Origin of the sequence: Pseudonocardia sp. NPDC046786 (assembly GCF_040645415.1) — a bacterium.
GTDB lineage: Bacteria > Actinomycetota > Actinomycetes > Mycobacteriales > Pseudonocardiaceae > Pseudonocardia > Pseudonocardia kongjuensis.
Genome location: NZ_JBEYYF010000006.1, coordinates 163,300 through 178,207, shown reverse-complemented (window position 1 = coordinate 178,207; position 14,908 = coordinate 163,300). Strand labels below are relative to the sequence as shown.

Below are 14,908 nucleotides of genomic sequence, written 5' to 3'. Positions count from 1 at the left end.
CCGGCGCACGTCCCGGCAGGCGGGCGAACGCCACACCGTGCGGCGCCCGGCGACCAGCGCCCGCGTCGGCTCCCGGCGGTCGGACTAGGGTCCGTGTTCGTGGCAGTTCGAGATCTGCTCTACACGGTGTACGAGCGCAGGATCCTGCGCCAGATCGCCGGCGCCGACAGTCCGAAGCACGTCGCGCTGATCCTGGACGGCAACCGTCGCTGGGCGCGCGAGGCCGGGCTCGACGATCCGGCCGAGGGGCACCGCGCCGGTGCCGCCAAGATCGCGGAGATGCTCGGCTGGTGCTCCGAGGCCGGGGTCGAGGTGGTGACGGTCTTCCTGCTCTCGACCGACAACCTCGACACCCGATCGCCGGACGAGCTGAAGGACCTGCTCGAGATCATCGGCGGCGTGGTGGACGACCTGTCCGGTCCGGAGACGCCGTGGCGGTTGCGGGTGGTCGGGGCGATGGAGCTGCTGCCGGCGTCGCTCGCGGACCGGCTGGCGGCGGCCGTGGCGCGCACCGGCGACCGCGGCGGGCTGCAGTTGAACGTCGCCGTCGGCTACGGCGGCCGCCAGGAGATCGCCGACGCCGTCCGCAAGATGCTGCTCACCCAGGCGGAGTCCGGCCGCACCCTGGAGGAGATCGCGGAGAGCCTGGACGTCGACCACATCGCGGAGCATCTCTACACGTCCGGTCAGCCGGATCCGGATCTCGTCATCCGGACCAGTGGTGAGCAACGTCTGTCCGGCTTCCTGCTGTGGCAGTCGGCCCATTCGGAGTTCTGGTTCTGCGAGGCTTACTGGCCGGAGTTCCGGCGGGTCGATTTCCTGCGCGCGCTGCGCGATTTCGCCGCACGGCACCGGCGTTTCGGCGGCTGATCCGATTCGTGCGTAACCTTCGGCGCGCTCGCTCGTTATAGAAGATTCAGTCGGTGCGGGCGGGCGCGCCTCGGCGATGCGAGAAGGGCCCCGGGGGTGCACCCCGGGGCCCTTCTGCTGCGCGATGCGCGAACGACTTACTTGTAGCCCTTGTCGCTCTTGTCGCCACCGTGCTGCTTGCCGCCGTTGTCCTGGTCGAACTCGTCGCCGACCTCGGAGGCGCTGGTGCAGCTGACGCTGTTGTCCGAGGTGACGCCGGAGGAGTTCTCGGCCTCGGAGAACAGGCCGCCCAGGGCACCCTGGATCAGGCTGTTGCCGTTGAGCGCGGTGCCGCAGAGCTGCGGGGACACGTTCAGGTTGTTGCCCGAGACGTTGACCAGGCCGGTGCTGGACTTGTCCGCGACGTTGCCGCCGTTGTGCCCGAACTGGACATCGGTCTTGTCGATGTCCTTCACGTCGGTGTAGGTCTTGTTGTAGCTGTCCTTGGTCTTGTTGAAGCTGTCGGTCGCCTCGTGGCTGTCGCTTGCGAACGCCAGCGGGCTCAGCGCGACGAGCGACGCGGCGCCGGCCGCGACGACGATTCCAGCCTTCTTCAGCACAGTCCGTCTCCTGTTTGAGTCGGAGAGCGCGCACGGGGGATCCGGAGCACTCTCAGTACTTGTCGACGCTCGAACCGGGGAGCCCGCATCGACTGGGCGTCAATCTAACGGAGGCTTCCGGCGGCGACAATCTGACCCTCCGTATTTTTTTCGGCGGAGCTGCGGACCGTTCGGGTACCAGGGGATTCGTCGATCACGATCTCCCCTCGCCCGGCGTGGCGAACGGGCGTGTCACGACTGCGCCGCTCGGGGTATCCCGAACGGACCGAGTGGTGCAGGGGGAGACGGCGTGCGGAAGGGGGCGTCGGGGAGCGTTCGCGCCGGAGAGCCCGGCGCGGCGGGACGGTCGGGACGCGCTCCGGTGTGCGGCCCCGCGGCGCGGTCGGGTGTGGTCCCGCGGCGTGGTCCGGGTGTGCCCCGGTGGAGCGCGGTGCTCCGCCGGACCGGACCGGCCGGGCCGGGGCGCCGCCGGGTGTCGCCGGTGCGAGCGGGTCCGTGGGCGGGCGCCGGTCCGCGGCGTGAACAGGGCCGGAGCCCGCGCCCGCCCGACCGGACCGGATCCCGGACCGGTGACCGGGAGTGAGCAACCGTCCGGCATGCGGATGACTCCGGCAATCCCGCCGCCCCGACGGGTGAGACCGCCGTCCCGATACGCACCACGGGTGCTCCCGGCGCGATCGCGTCGACCTGTCGGGGGAAAACTGAAAATGGCACGGAAAGACCCCGGAGCAGTCGCTCCGGGGTCTTTCCGGTGATCAGTTCGAGATCAGCCGATCGAGTCGCCGGCGCCGGACTCCTGCGCGCAGGCGTCGGACTGGTCGGTGACCGAGTCGCCGGACTTGGCCTTGGCGTCGCCCAGGATGCCCAGGGCACCGGTGAGGCCGTTGAGGGCCGAGGCGTCCTCGACCGGGACCTGCACGCCCAGGACGTTGACCGGGATGTTGTTGTTGCAGGCCTGGATCGGCACGTTGACGTTGTTGCCGTTCAGGCCGGCGATGAGGCCCTTGGCGTCCTTGTCGATGACGTTCTCGGCACCGTGGTGGTGGCCGCCCTTGTGGCCGTGGTCGTCGCCCTTGTCACCGGCGAAGGCGATCGGGCTCACCGCGAGCAGGGACGCGGTGGTGGCCGCAACCAGGATTCCAGCCTTCTTCAGCACAGTTTTCTCCTGTTGAGTCTCGAGTCGGCGCGAAGCCGGTCTCACGCTTGCCGACACGTTGACAAGTGGGGGAGCCCGTGCCGACTGCGTGACAATCTATAGCTCCGGCCAGCGCCGAACAAATCGCACAACACTATCGGGTTAACCTATTACTTTATGTTCCGATACTCCCTGGATCGGGCATTCACGACGCGGTTCACGACGTGGTCACGCCCCGAAGCGCGATCACCGACGGTGAGCACGTACGGCCGATCGGATGCGTACCCGGCGGCTGCGGCCGTCGTTCGGTGTCGTCGCGCCTACGCTCCGGGGGTGTCACCGGAGGGCCTGCCGCGCGAGATCACCCGGCTCGCGTTGCACCTGGAGCGGCTCCGGCCCGGTGTGCTGGACGGGCCGGGCCCCGATCCGGAGCTCGCCCGGGCGATCGGCGCACAGCCCCGCCCGGAGCCCGCCGAGCTCGTCGTCCGGGCGTCGGCGCTGCGGCGGGAGATCGCCGCCGAGGGCCTGTCGGCGTCGTCGGCGGCGCACTGGGACGCACTGCTGGTGGCGTTGCACTGCCACGCGCGGATCCTGGCCGGGGACCGGCCGGGCTACCTGGACGAGGTCCGCGCACTGTTCGGGGTGAGCCCGCGCCGGACCGACCCGGACCGCTACCGGGAGGCGCATCGCGTGCTCGCCGGGCTGCTGCCCGGCCGCGGCCCGGTCGCCCGCCGGATGCAGGCGTACCGGGACGCCGATCTGGTCCCGCCCGGCCTGCTCGGTGCCGCCGTCACCGCGCTGACCGCCGAGCTGCGCCGTGCGACCGGCGAGCGGCTCGGCCTGCCGTCGGGGGAGCTGGCGGTCGTCGAGCTGGTCGGCGGGCGGCCGTGGACCGCGTTCACCCGGTACCGGGGCGGCCTGCGCAGCCGGGTGTCGATCAGCACCGGCGCCCGGCTCCGGGCCGGTTCGCTGCTCCCGCTGCTCGCCCACGAGACCTATCCCGGGCACCACACCCAGTACTGCCGGGCGGAGCGGGCCGCGGGCCGGCATCCGGAGCTGGCACTGCGGCTGGTGCACAGCCCGCAGGGGCTGATCGCCGAGGGCGCCGCCGAGGTCGCGGCGACCGTGCTGCCCGGCCCCGGCTGGGGCACCGTGGCACAGCGGGTGCTCGCCGGGATCGGGGTGCGGATCGACGGCGGGCTCGCCGAGCGCGTCGAGAACGCACTGGAGCTGCTCGGCCGGGTCCGCCAGGACGCGGCGCTGCTGCGGCACGTCGACGGCGCCGGCCCGGACGAGGTCGTAGCCCACCTGACGCGCTGGCTGCTGCTGCCCGAGGACCGGGCCCGGCGGGTGCTCGCCTTCCTCGACCACCCGCAGTGGCGTAGCTACCCGGTCACCTACGCCGAGGGCGCGCCGCTGGTGCGCGACTGGCTCGCCCGGGTGCCGGACGGACCGGTGGCCGGCCTGCGCCGGCTGCTCGACACCCCGGTCCTCCCCGCCGATCTCGCCGCGCCGGACCGCCCGGAGATCGGGAACGGTTCCGATTCGGCGGCACCCGCGGGACTCCCGGCAGCCCGTCCGTAGCACGTCCGGCTGCTCTGTACGGCGGGCGCCCGGCCGTGTTCGCGCAGGTCGGGTGACGCCGGACGGTGTCGATCACACGATGAACGGCAGGTTACAACTCTTCCATCGGGGTTCTTTGTAGCTCACCGACCGAGAGTTGCTATTGACCGCATGAGGGTGACCACTAGTAGCGTCCGTGTTGACGCGCCGTATCCGATGCGGCTCGTCCGGGAGGCCCTGGACGTGGTGTCGAACGCACCCGAGAGGGCCGGCACCCGGCCCTCGCGGGCGTGCCGGCCGGAGGACCGCCATGGTCCGCCGACGCCGTCACGTCCCGCGTCAGGACCGGCCGGCCCGACGCAGAGCAGGCGTGGTGCCGCGCCTGCGAGGGAGCACCCGTGACCGATCGTCGTCCCGCCCTCACCGATCAGTCTCCGATCTCGGAGACCGTCGGGGACACGCCGGCAGGTTCCACCCGCTGCTACGTGCTCGACACGTCCGTCCTGTTGTCCGACCCGTGGTCGTTGCTCCGCTTCGACGAGCACCAGGTCGTCCTGCCGCTGGTCGTGATCTCCGAGCTCGAAGCCAAGCGTCACCATCCCGAACTCGGTTGGTTCGCCCGGACCGCACTCCGTCAGCTCGACGAGATGCGGGTCAGGTACGGCCGCCTGGACGCGCCGATCCCGATCGGCGACAAGGGCGGAACCCTGCACGTCGAGCTCAACCACTCCGATCCCGCCGTGCTGCCGGCCGGGTTCCGCACCGACTCCAACGACTCGCGGATCCTGGCCTGCGCGCTGAACCTGCGGGCCGATCCCGCATCACCGGCCGAGGTGACGCTGGTCACCAAGGACATGCCGTTGCGGGTCAAGGCCGCGGCCGTCGGGCTGGACGCCGACGAGTACCACGGTCAGGACGTCCTGTTCTCCGGCTGGACCGGGATGACCGATCTGGAGGTGGGTGCCGACGACGTCGACGCGCTGTTCCGGGACGGGGTGATCGACCACGACGCCGCCCGCGACCTGCCCTGCAACACCGGGTTGCGGCTGGTCGGTGTGTCCAACGCGCTCGGCCGGGTCACCGCGGACAAGCGGGTGAAGCTGGTCCGCGGCGACCGGGACGCGTTCGGCCTGCACGGGCGGTCCGCCGAGCAGCGGATCGCGCTCGACCTGCTGCTCGACAACGAGGTGGGGATCGTCTCGCTCGGTGGCCGGGCCGGCACCGGGAAGTCGGCGCTCGCCCTCTGCGCCGGCCTGGAGGCGGTGCTGGAGCGCCAGGCACACCGCAAGATCGTGGTGTTCCGGCCGCTCTACGCCGTCGGCGGGCAGGACCTCGGCTACCTGCCGGGCAGCGAGAGCGAGAAGATGCAGCCCTGGGCGCAGGCGGTCTTCGACACGCTCGGTGCGCTGGTCAGTCAGGACGTCATCGACGAGGTCATCGCCCGCGGGATGCTGGAGGTGCTCCCGCTCACCCACATCCGCGGCCGGTCGCTGCACGACACGTTCGTGATCGTCGACGAGGCGCAGTCGCTGGAACGCAACGTGCTGCTCACCGTGCTGTCCCGGCTCGGGTCGGCGTCCCGGGTGGTGCTCACGCACGACGTCGCGCAGCGGGACAACCTGCGAGTCGGCCGGCACGACGGGGTCAACGCGGTCATCGAGAAGCTCAAGGGGCATCCGCTGTTCGCGCACGTGACCCTGACCCGCAGCGAGCGCTCGCCGATCGCCGCGCTGGTCACCGAGATGCTGGAGGGCCCGGCCTCCTGACCGGCGGGCCCGCGGCCCCGTGCACCGCCGGTGCGCGGGGCCGCGGCGGCACCCCTAGAGCCCGTGCGGGGTGCCCTCGGTGAACCCGGCGGTGGTCTGCACCCCCACCACGGAGCGCTCGTGCAGCTCGTCGACGGTGCGGGCACCGGCGTAGGTGCACGCCGAGCGGACCCCGGAGCAGATCTCGTCCAGCACGTCCTCGACGCCGGGGCGCTCCGGGTCCAGCTGCTGGCGGGACGCCGAGATGCCCTCCTCGAACAGCGACTTGCGGGCCCGGTCGAACGCGTTGTCGCCGCGGGTCCGGGCACTGACGGCGCGCTTGGACGCCATCCCGAACGACTCCTTGTACGCCCGGCCCCGCTCGTCCCACAGCAGGTCACCGGGGGACTCGTAGGTGCCGGCCAGCCAGGAGCCGATCATCACCGAGGCGGCACCCGCGGCCAGCGCCAGCGCGACGTCGCGGGGATGCCGCACGCCACCGTCGGCCCAGATCACCGCGCCGCGCTCGCGGGCGGCAGCGGCGCACTCGGCGACCGCGGAGAACTGCGGCCGCCCGACGCCGGTCATCATCCGGGTGGTGCACATCGCGCCCGGGCCGACCCCGACCTTGACGATGTCCGCGCCGGCCTCCACCAGGTCGGCGACCCCGTCCGCGGTCACCACGTTCCCGGCCGCGATCGGCACCGTGCTCCCGGCGTCGTCGACGACCCGGCGGACCGCGCCGATCGCGTCCAGCATCTTCTCCTGGTGGCCGTGCGCGGTGTCCACGACCAGGACGTCCACCCCGGCATCGAGCAGTGCCTTCGCCTTCACCCCGACGTCGCCGTTGATCCCGAGCGCGGCCGCGGTCCGCAGCCGGCCCGCGTCGTCGAGGGCGGGGGTGTAGATTCCGGCCCGGATCGCGCCGAGCGGGGTGAGCAGGCCGGCGAGCCTGCCGTCCGGGGCGAGGCCGAGCGCGACCGTCGCCCGGCGCGCGTCGATCCGCTCGAAGACCTCGCGCGGCGCGGTGTCGACCGGGAGCACCAGCGGGTCCGGCTCCAGGACGTCGGCCAGCCGGGTGAACCGGTCGACACCGGCGCAGCCGGCCTCGTTGACGGTGCCGACCGGGCGGCCGCCGTCGTCGACCACGACGACGGTGTCGTGCGCCCGCTTCGGCAGTAGGTTCAACGCGTCGGCGACCGCGTCCCCGGTGCGCAGCACGAGCGGGGTGTCCCACACCGGGTGCCGCGACTTCAGCCAGGACACGATGCCGGCGACGGCGTCGGTGGCGACGTCCTGCGGCAGCACGGTCAGGGCGCCGCGGCGGGCCAGCGTCTCGGCCATCCGGCGGCCCGCGACGGCCGTCATGTTGGCCGCCACCACCGGGACGGTGGCGCCGCTGCGGTCGGGAGCGGTGAGGTCGACGTCGAACCGGGAGGCGACCGAGGACCTGCGCGGGACGAGGAAGACGTCGTCGTAGGTGAGGTCGTGCTCCGGCCGGCGGTCGTCGAGGAAGCGCACGGTATCGGGATGCTACGCGCCGTCGGACCGTTCCGGCGTGTCACGCGGCTGTCATTCGCGGGGAACCGTCGAGCAATGCGTTACCCCTACCGTGGAGTACATGCCGGTGCCGTCGCCGATTCCGCGGGTGCGTGCTTCCGACGCGCGCCGGGTCCGTGACCTGCTGCGGATCGCGATCGCCGGTCGCTCGCGGATCCGCGGCCTGCTGCCCCGCGAGGACGAGCTGATGATCGGCTACGGCGTGCCGCGGTCGTCGGTGCGGGCGGCGCTCGCGCTGCTGTCCGAGGAGGGCCTGCTGCGGCCGGGGCCTGCGGCGCACCGGATCGTGGCGAAACCGGACTACCCGGGCCGCATCTCGGTCGTCGCGGACCCGGGGGAGCGGCCGCGCCCGCTGGAACGGTCCGGGATCGCCGCACCCGACGTGCTCGCGGCCTGGCTCGGGGTGCCCGCAGGCAGCCCCTGCCTGCGGGTGGAGTGCGTGGCCCGGACCGCGGGCGGCGGGGCGGTCCTGGAGACCCACTACGTGGCCGCGCCCGCAGCGGCCGACCTGCTGACGGTCCCCGACACCGGCCCGTTCGACCGGCTGCTGGCCGAGGCGCACCTGCGGCCGGGGGCGATCCGGGCCCGGTCCGGCCCGGTGCCCGCCGACCCGGACGCGGCGACCCTGCTCGGGGTGCCCGCCGGGACCCCGCTGCTCGGTGTCGAGCGGACGCTCACCGGCCCGGACGGGCGGGTGCTGGCGGCCGGCGTGCTGCGGGCCCGCCCCGGCACCGCGGTGCCGTCCGCCCGCGATCACCCCGAGAGCAGCGCCCGCACCGCGTCGAGCGAGTCGGCCTCGGCGGGGGTCTTGTCCGGGCGGTAGCGCAGCACCCTGGCGAACCGCAGCGCGACCCCGCCCGGGTAGCGAGAGCTGCGCTGCGCCCCGTCGAGCGCGATCTCCACGACCAGCTCGGGCCGCAGGTACAGCACCCCGGGCTCCTCGGCCCGCGCGTACCGCGGGAACGTCCCGGTCTGCCAGGCGAGCAGCTCGTCGGTCATGCCCTTGAAGGTCTTGCCGACCATCACCGGTTCGCCTCCGTCGGGATCGCGGGCCCCGAGATGGATGTTGGACAGCGACCCGGTACGCCGCCCGTACCCCCATTCCGCGCCGAGCACCACCAGGTCGAGGGTGTGCACCGGCTTCACCTTCTGCCAGGCCTTCCCGCGCCGCCCGGCCGCGTACGGCGCCGCCAGATCCTTCACGACGACGCCCTCGTGCCCGGCGTCGAGCGCCCCGTCCAGCACGGCGGCGGCCTGTTCCGGCGTCGGCCGCCGCACCCCGGGCATCCGCAGCGGCGCCCGGTCCTCCCCGGCGAGCAGCCCGGAGAGCAGTTCGAGCCGGGTCTCCAGCGGCTCGTCGACCAGGTCCCGCCCGTCGAGGTGCAGCAGATCGAAGAAGAACGGGCTGAGCAGCACCGCACCCTCGTCGTCGCCGGAGCCGAACCGGCTCATCGTGTCCTGGAAGGCGCGCGGGCGGCCGTCGTCGTCGAGGGCGAGGGTCTCGCCGTCGAGCACCGCCGCCGAGCAGGGCAGCGCGCGGGTCAGCTCGACCAGCTCCGGCACAGCGGCGGTGATCTCGCGCAGCGTGCGGGTCCACACCCGGACCTCGTCGCCGGCGCGGTGCACCTGGATGCGGGCGCCGTCGAGCTTGTACTCGACGACGACGCCGGTGCCGAGGGCGGCCAGCGCGGCATCCAGCGAGTCGCCGGGCGAGGCCAGCATCGGGCGGACCGGGCGGCCGACCCGCAGGCCGATCTCCGCGAGCGCACCCTCCCCGCCGCCGAGCGCGGTCGCCGCGGTCTCCGGCAGCCGCCCGGACAGCATGAACGCCCGCCGGACCGCCGCCTGCCCGGCGCCGGAGGCGACGGCCACCGCGTCGGCCATCAGCCCCTCCAGCGCGCCCTGCCGCAGCTCCCCGGTGAGCAGCCGGTGCAGGAACCGCTGCTCGTCGGCCGTGGCGGCACCGTAGAGCCGGTTCAGCAGCTCGCGCCTGCGCCGGGCCGAGCCCTCACCCGCGGTGCCGGCCAGCTCGTCGAGCAGCTCGTCGACCTCCTGCACGGTCCACGACGGCGTGCCTGCGGGTGGCACGTCGACCGCGGTGAGGGTGCGCCAGCCGGTGCCGATCCGGCCCTGCCGGGGCGTACCGGACAGCCAGGCCACCACCGGCAGCACCTCGCCCGGCGCGGCGGCCCGCAGCAGGTCGGCGAGCGCGGCGGTCTTCTCCCGGCGCGCCCGGGTCGCCCCGACCGCGGCCGAGGTGGTGACGACGTCGCTGAGCAGCACCCGGTCAGTGAAGCAGCGACCCCCGACAGTCGCGCGCCGTCGTCACACCGCGGTGCGCGACGGTGGGCCCACCGGTGGCCGATCGGCGACCGGACCGGCCCCGTCCGGTGAATGCCCGGCGGCCACGGACGCCGGCCGGGGCACAGTCGGCGCTGCCAGCACAGTGGGCCGGATCGTCCGGCGCCACAGCTCGGCGACGGTGACGACCCCGCGGCACACCCCGTCCGGGGTGACGACGACCAGATCGTCGTACGCCCGGGACGGTTCCCCGGCCAGGCTCAGCTCCAGCGCCCGGGGCAGCGGGACCCGCTCGTCCACCGTGCGCGGCGGGTCGGCGAGCGAGCTCGCGCGCTTGTCCGCCCACAGCGCGTGTCCGAACCGGCCGGTCATGGTGAGCAGGAACCGGCTCCGGTCCAGGTAGCCGACCGGCCGGCGGGCGGCGTCGATCAGCACCACTCCGGCCGAGTCCGGGTGCTCGCGCATCGCCTCGCGGGCGGTGTCCGCGGTGACGTCGGCGGTCAGGGTGACCGCGGGACCGGCCAGACCGCGGACCGGTGGACCGGCCGGTGCGGCCGGGACCGGCGCACCCGGCGACGACCGCAGCAGGGTGAGCAGCTCGGGCAGCGTCGCCGGATCGGGATCGGGGGTGGCGCGGGCCCCGCCGAGCAGCGGGCCCTGGGCGAGCGCGACGCCGCTGGCGTACAGCCCGGCCAGTCGCTCCGGGTCCCGCACACCGGTCGCGGCGACCGGGGTCCCGACCGATCGGGCCACCTCCAGCACGGCGCGCACCGCGGCGCCGGAACCGGCGTGGAGCACGCCGTCGGCGAGATCCGGCTCCAGCTTCACCACGTCCGGCCGGACGGCGGCGACCAGTTCCGGGCCGAAGGCGCGACCCGCGCCGTCCAGCCCGATCCGGAACCCCCACCGGCGCAGCTCGGCCAGCGCCGGGACGAGGTGCGCGGCCGGTGCCGCCGCGGTGATCGGCGGGCCGACCTCCAGCAGCGGGGCGACCGTGCCGAGCATCGGGCGCAGCCGCTCCCGCGCGTACAGCACGGTGTCCGCGGCGACGTCCACCTGCAGGTTGGTGCCGGGTGCGGCGCGGGCCGAGACGACCGCCGACACCGCGGTGCTCGCGTCCAGCTCGGCGACCTGGCGGGCGCCCCAGCCGCGGTCCGTGGCCTGCACGGCGACCGCTTCGTACGGGCGCCGGGGCACCACCTCGACACCGGCGAACCGGCCCGTGCGCAGGTCGTGCACCGGTTCGTACGCGAAACGCTGATCGGTCATCCGGCGGGTCCGTTCGGTCACGATGATCGAGAGGGATCACACGGTGGCACGCGATGGTGGACCGGACGGGGGACAGCAGGTGAACAGCGGATGGACTGACCGGCCGCGTTCGGCCGATCGCGGACCGTTGTGTCGTGCATCCGTGACAGGTCAGGGGCAGATGCCCGATGTGCCCGCCGTTGCGGGGCGCCACGATCCCCGGCCATGACGGACAGCGACAGCCCCCGCCGGCCGGCCACCCGGCCCGGCCGGTCCCCCTCGGTCGTCCTGCTGGCGGTGCTGCTCGCCGCGGCTGCGCTCGCCGGCTGCGACACCGGGCCGCCTCCGCCGCCACCGGTCCCGCCGCCGACGAGCGCGCCCGCGTCCGGGCACGACCACCACTGAGCGGCCGGTCAGCTCCGCTTCTCGCCGCGGGTCATCGCCAGCACATCGAGGGCCCGGTCCAGCTGCTCCTCCGTGAGCGCGCCGGACTCCACGTGCCCGCGCTCCACGACGACCTCGCGGATCGTCTTGCGCTCCTTCAGCGCCTGCTTCGCGATGGCCGCCGCCTCCTCGTAGCCGATCACCGAGTTCAGCGGCGTCACGATCGACGGCGACGACTCGGCGTACTCCCGGGTGCGCTCCAGGTCGGCCTGCATGCCGTCGATGACCTTGTCCGCGAGCAGCCGGGCCGAGTTGGCGAGCAGCCGCGCGGACTCCAGCACGTTGCGCGCCATCACCGGCATCATCACGTTCAGCTCCAGGTTGCCCTGGCTGCCGGAGAAGCCGACCGTCGCGTCGTTGCCCATGACCTGCGCGCAGACCATCATCGTCGCCTCGCAGATCACCGGGTTGACCTTGCCCGGCATGATCGAGCTGCCCGGCTGCAGGTCCGGGAGCGCGATCTCGGCGAGCCCGGTGCGCGGGCCGGAGGACAGCCAGCGCAGGTCGTTGGCGATCTTGTAGAGGCTGACGGCGACGGTGCGCAGCGCCCCGGACGCCTCGACCAGCCCGTCCCGCGAGCCCTGCGCCTCGATGTGGTCGGTCGCCTCGGACAGCTGGTCCAGACCGGTCGCCTCGCGCAGCTTCTCGACGACGGCGGCGCCGAACCCGTCCGGCGCGTTCAGCCCGGTCCCGACGGCGGTCCCGCCGATCGGCAGCACGGCCAGCCGGGGCAGCGCGTCGCGGACCCGGTCGGCGCCGTAGCCGGCCTGGCTGGCCCAGCCGCCCGCCTCCTGCCCGAGGGTGATCGGGACGGCGTCCATCAGGTGCGTGCGACCGGCCTTCACGACCTCCGACCAGTCCGACGCGCGCCGCCGCAGCGCCGCCTCCAGGTGCTCCAGGGCCGGGACGACGTCGGTGGCGAGCGCCTCGGTCGCGGCCACGTGGATGGTGGTCGGGAAGACGTCGTTGGACGACTGCGAGGCGTTGACGTGGTCGTTCGGATGCACCGTGAGGTTGCCGCCGCCGGTCCGCTCGGCCAGCGTCGCGATCACCTCGTTGGCGTTCATGTTCGACGACGTGCCCGAGCCGGTCTGGAAAACATCGACCGGGAAGTGCTCGTCGTGCGCGCCCTGCGCCACCTCGTCGGCGGCGGCGGCGATCGCGGCCGCCCGGTCGGCGTCCAGCACGCCGAGCTCGCCGTTCACCCGGGCCGCAGCCGCCTTGACCAGGCCGAGCGCCCGGATCTGGGCGCGTTCCAGGGGGCGGCCGGAGATCGGGAAGTTCTCGACGGCACGCTGGGTCTGGGCCCGCCACAGCGCGTGTGCCGGGACCCGGACCTCGCCCATGGTGTCGTGCTCGATGCGGTAGTCGGAGCTCATACCGGCAGGTCTACTCCACCCGGACGACTGCCGCTGCCTTAGGTGAGGCTCACCTCAGTGGATCACGGGAGCGGCGGGGCCTCGCCCTCGACGCCGTCGAAGTCGACCGAGGAGAACTCGCGCAGCTTGGTCAGCCGGTGGTAGCCGTCGATCAGCCGGACGGTGCCGGACTTCGATCGCATCACGATCGACTGGGTGGTCGCGCCGCCGCCGCGGTAGTGCACGCCGCGCAGCAGCGGGCCGTCGGTGATGCCGGTGGCGCAGAAGAAGACGTTCTCGCCGCGCACCAGCTCGGCGGTGGTGAGCACGGCGCTCAGGTCGTGCCCGGCGGCGACGGCCCGGTCGCGCTCCGCGTCGTCGGTGGGCCAGAGCCTGCCCTGGATCTCGCCGCCCATGCACTTCATCGCGGCCGCGGTGATGATCCCCTCGGGGGTGCCGCCGACGCCGTAGAGCATGTCGACGCCCGAGCTGGGACGGGCGGCGGCGATCGCACCGGCGACGTCGCCGTCGGAGATGAACGAGATCCGGGCGCCCGCCTCCCGGATCTCCCGGACGATCTGCTCGTGTCGCGGGCGGTCCAGCACGCAGACCGTGACGTCGGCGACGTCGACCTGCTTCGCGCGGGCCACCCGGCGGATGTTCTCGGCGACCGGCGCGGTGATGTCGATGACGTCGGCGGCCTCCGGTCCGACCGCGATCTTCTCCATGTAGAACACGGCGGACGGGTCGAACATCGCGTCCCGCTCGGCGACCGCGAGCACCGCGAGCGCGTTCGGCATGCCCTTGCTCATCAGCGTGGTGCCGTCGATCGGGTCGACGGCGACGTCGCAGAACGGGCCCTCGCCGTTGCCGACCTCCTCGCCGTTGAACAGCATCGGGGCCTCGTCCTTCTCGCCCTCCCCGATGACGACCACCCCGCGCATCGACACGCTCGAGATCAGCTGGCGCATCGCGTCGACGGCCGCGCCGTCCCCGCCGTTCTTGTCGCCGCGGCCGACCCAGCGGCCGGCCGCCATCGCTGCGGCCTCGGTGACCCGGACCAGCTCCATCGCCAGGTTGCGGTCGGGGGCCTCACGGCGGCGGGCGGGCTGGCTGGCGGGCTGACTCAACGGACGTCTCCTTCACGGCGGCGTGCTCAGCGGGTCCCCGGTCGGGGGACGCGACCGCCCGATCCTCGCACGTGGGCGGGTCGCGGAGGAGTGCTGAGCGACCGACGCCATGCCTGGGAGACGATGGGGGGGTGAGTTCGCGACCGGATCCGAGCACGACCCCGCCGTCCGACGAGCCCTCCGGCGGGGTGACGGCCGGTGGTGGGACGGCCGGGCGCGCGGCCCCCCGGGTCGGGCCGCGGGCGTTGCGCAAGCCGGGGCGGGGCGAGACCTCGGTCCGGGACATGATCGGAGCGCTGCTGATCCTGGTGCCGGTCGGGCTGCTGCTGTTCAGCGTCGGGAACTCGTGCTCGTTCGCCCCCGGCATGCCGGTCGAGGACCCGAACTCCGGGCCGACCGTGAACGTGCAGAGCCGGCTCGCGGAGTACGCCGTCGGCTCGGCGTTCCCGCTGCGGGTGCCGGATGTGCCGTTCCGCGCGAACTCGACCGACCGCGGCCCGGTCGAGGGCGGCGGCACCGCCGTCCGGATCGGCTACGTCACGCCGGACGCCGACTTCCTCAGCCTGGTGCAGACCGACGGGACCGCGGCGGGGATCCTCGCGACCGAGTCGGGTGCGGCGGGGCGGGGGGAGGGCCCGCCGCTGATGCGCGGGACCCTCGACGCCGCCGGGCTGGAATGGGAGGTCTACCAGCGCGACGGCGGTGAGCCGTTCCGGATCGCGACGCTCCCCGGGGACCCCGACGTCCGTCTGCTGGTCACCGGCTCGGGCTCCGACGAGCAGTTCCGCACCCTCGCGGACGCGGTGGTGGAGGCCCCCACGGCCGGCGGGGGTTGAGCGGTTCGGCGGTTCGGCGGGTTCGCGCGGGCGCTCGGGCCCGTGTTCGCACGGGTTCGTCGCGTTCGCACGGGATCCGATCCCGTGCGGATGAGGTGAACCCGTGCGGATCAGGCGAG

13 protein-coding genes are annotated in these 14,908 nt (G+C 73.7%); 6 read left to right on the top strand and 7 right to left on the bottom strand.

Annotated features, from left to right (window positions below; translation table 11 throughout):
• Positions 1–99: 99 nt before the first annotated feature.
• Entirely contained in the window at positions 100–870 is a 771-nt protein-coding gene (locus ABZ881_RS09930) for an isoprenyl transferase (protein ID WP_344026556.1), read from the top strand.
• Between the two features lie 137 nt (positions 871–1,007).
• Here the strand turns inward: ABZ881_RS09930 and ABZ881_RS09925 are convergent, their stop codons facing one another.
• The gene (locus ABZ881_RS09925) at positions 1,008–1,469 is read right to left on the bottom strand and encodes a hypothetical protein (RefSeq protein ID WP_358483381.1); all 462 of its coding nucleotides are present in this window, start codon (positions 1,467–1,469) and stop codon (positions 1,008–1,010) included.
• 766 nt (positions 1,470–2,235) lie between these two features.
• The gene (locus ABZ881_RS09920) at positions 2,236–2,625 is read right to left on the bottom strand and encodes a hypothetical protein (RefSeq protein ID WP_358483380.1); all 390 of its coding nucleotides are present in this window, start codon (positions 2,623–2,625) and stop codon (positions 2,236–2,238) included.
• 312 nt (positions 2,626–2,937) lie between these two features.
• Here ABZ881_RS09920 and ABZ881_RS09915 point away from each other — a divergent pair, with 312 nt between their 5' ends.
• Together ABZ881_RS09915 and ABZ881_RS09910 are read left to right on the top strand one after the other, a co-directional pair.
• Positions 2,938–4,188: a DUF885 domain-containing protein gene (locus ABZ881_RS09915; protein WP_358483378.1), complete on the top strand. Its 1,251-nt coding sequence runs from the start codon at positions 2,938–2,940 to the stop codon at positions 4,186–4,188.
• Positions 4,189–4,604: 416 nt separating this feature from the next.
• Entirely contained in the window at positions 4,605–5,933 is a 1,329-nt protein-coding gene (locus tag ABZ881_RS09910; RefSeq protein ID WP_358483578.1) for a PhoH family protein, read from the top strand.
• A gap of 54 nt (positions 5,934–5,987) precedes the next feature.
• On the opposite strand, the gene ABZ881_RS09905 is transcribed toward ABZ881_RS09910, so the two are convergent.
• A complete protein-coding gene (locus ABZ881_RS09905) occupies positions 5,988–7,433 on the bottom strand; it encodes a GuaB1 family IMP dehydrogenase-related protein (protein WP_358483376.1) in 1,446 nt (481 codons plus the stop codon).
• A gap of 100 nt (positions 7,434–7,533) precedes the next feature.
• On the opposite strand from ABZ881_RS09905, the gene ABZ881_RS09900 reads away from it, so the two are divergent.
• On the top strand, positions 7,534–8,295 hold the full coding sequence (locus ABZ881_RS09900) for a GntR family transcriptional regulator (RefSeq protein WP_358483374.1): 762 nt from the start codon (positions 7,534–7,536) through the stop codon (positions 8,293–8,295).
• Here the strand turns inward: ABZ881_RS09900 and ABZ881_RS09895 are convergent.
• Both ABZ881_RS09895 and ABZ881_RS09890 read right to left on the bottom strand, forming a co-directional pair.
• On the bottom strand, positions 8,226–9,755 hold the full coding sequence (locus ABZ881_RS09895; RefSeq protein WP_358483372.1) for an ATP-dependent DNA ligase: 1,530 nt from the start codon (positions 9,753–9,755) through the stop codon (positions 8,226–8,228). The two genes, ABZ881_RS09900 and ABZ881_RS09895, sit on opposite strands and share 70 nt — an antisense overlap.
• A 42-nt stretch (positions 9,756–9,797) precedes the next feature.
• A complete protein-coding gene (locus ABZ881_RS09890; RefSeq protein WP_358483370.1) occupies positions 9,798–11,042 on the bottom strand; it encodes an EAL domain-containing protein in 1,245 nt (414 codons plus the stop codon).
• A 204-nt stretch (positions 11,043–11,246) separates the two neighbouring features.
• Between ABZ881_RS09890 and ABZ881_RS09885 the strand changes: the two genes are divergently transcribed.
• Entirely contained in the window at positions 11,247–11,426 is a 180-nt protein-coding gene (locus ABZ881_RS09885; protein ID WP_358483369.1) for a hypothetical protein, read from the top strand.
• Positions 11,427–11,434: 8 nt separating this feature from the next.
• On the opposite strand, the gene ABZ881_RS09880 is transcribed toward ABZ881_RS09885, so the two are convergent.
• On the bottom strand, positions 11,435–12,844 hold the full coding sequence (locus tag ABZ881_RS09880) for a class II fumarate hydratase (protein ID WP_358483367.1): 1,410 nt from the start codon (positions 12,842–12,844) through the stop codon (positions 11,435–11,437).
• Between the two features lie 62 nt (positions 12,845–12,906).
• On the bottom strand, positions 12,907–13,893 hold the full coding sequence (gene glpX / locus ABZ881_RS09875) for a class II fructose-bisphosphatase (RefSeq protein ID WP_358483576.1): 987 nt from the start codon (positions 13,891–13,893) through the stop codon (positions 12,907–12,909).
• A gap of 191 nt (positions 13,894–14,084) precedes the next feature.
• Between glpX and ABZ881_RS09870 the strand changes: the two genes are divergently transcribed.
• A complete protein-coding gene (locus ABZ881_RS09870; RefSeq protein WP_358483365.1) occupies positions 14,085–14,789 on the top strand; it encodes a DUF4245 domain-containing protein in 705 nt (234 codons plus the stop codon).
• Positions 14,790–14,908 lie beyond the last annotated feature (119 nt).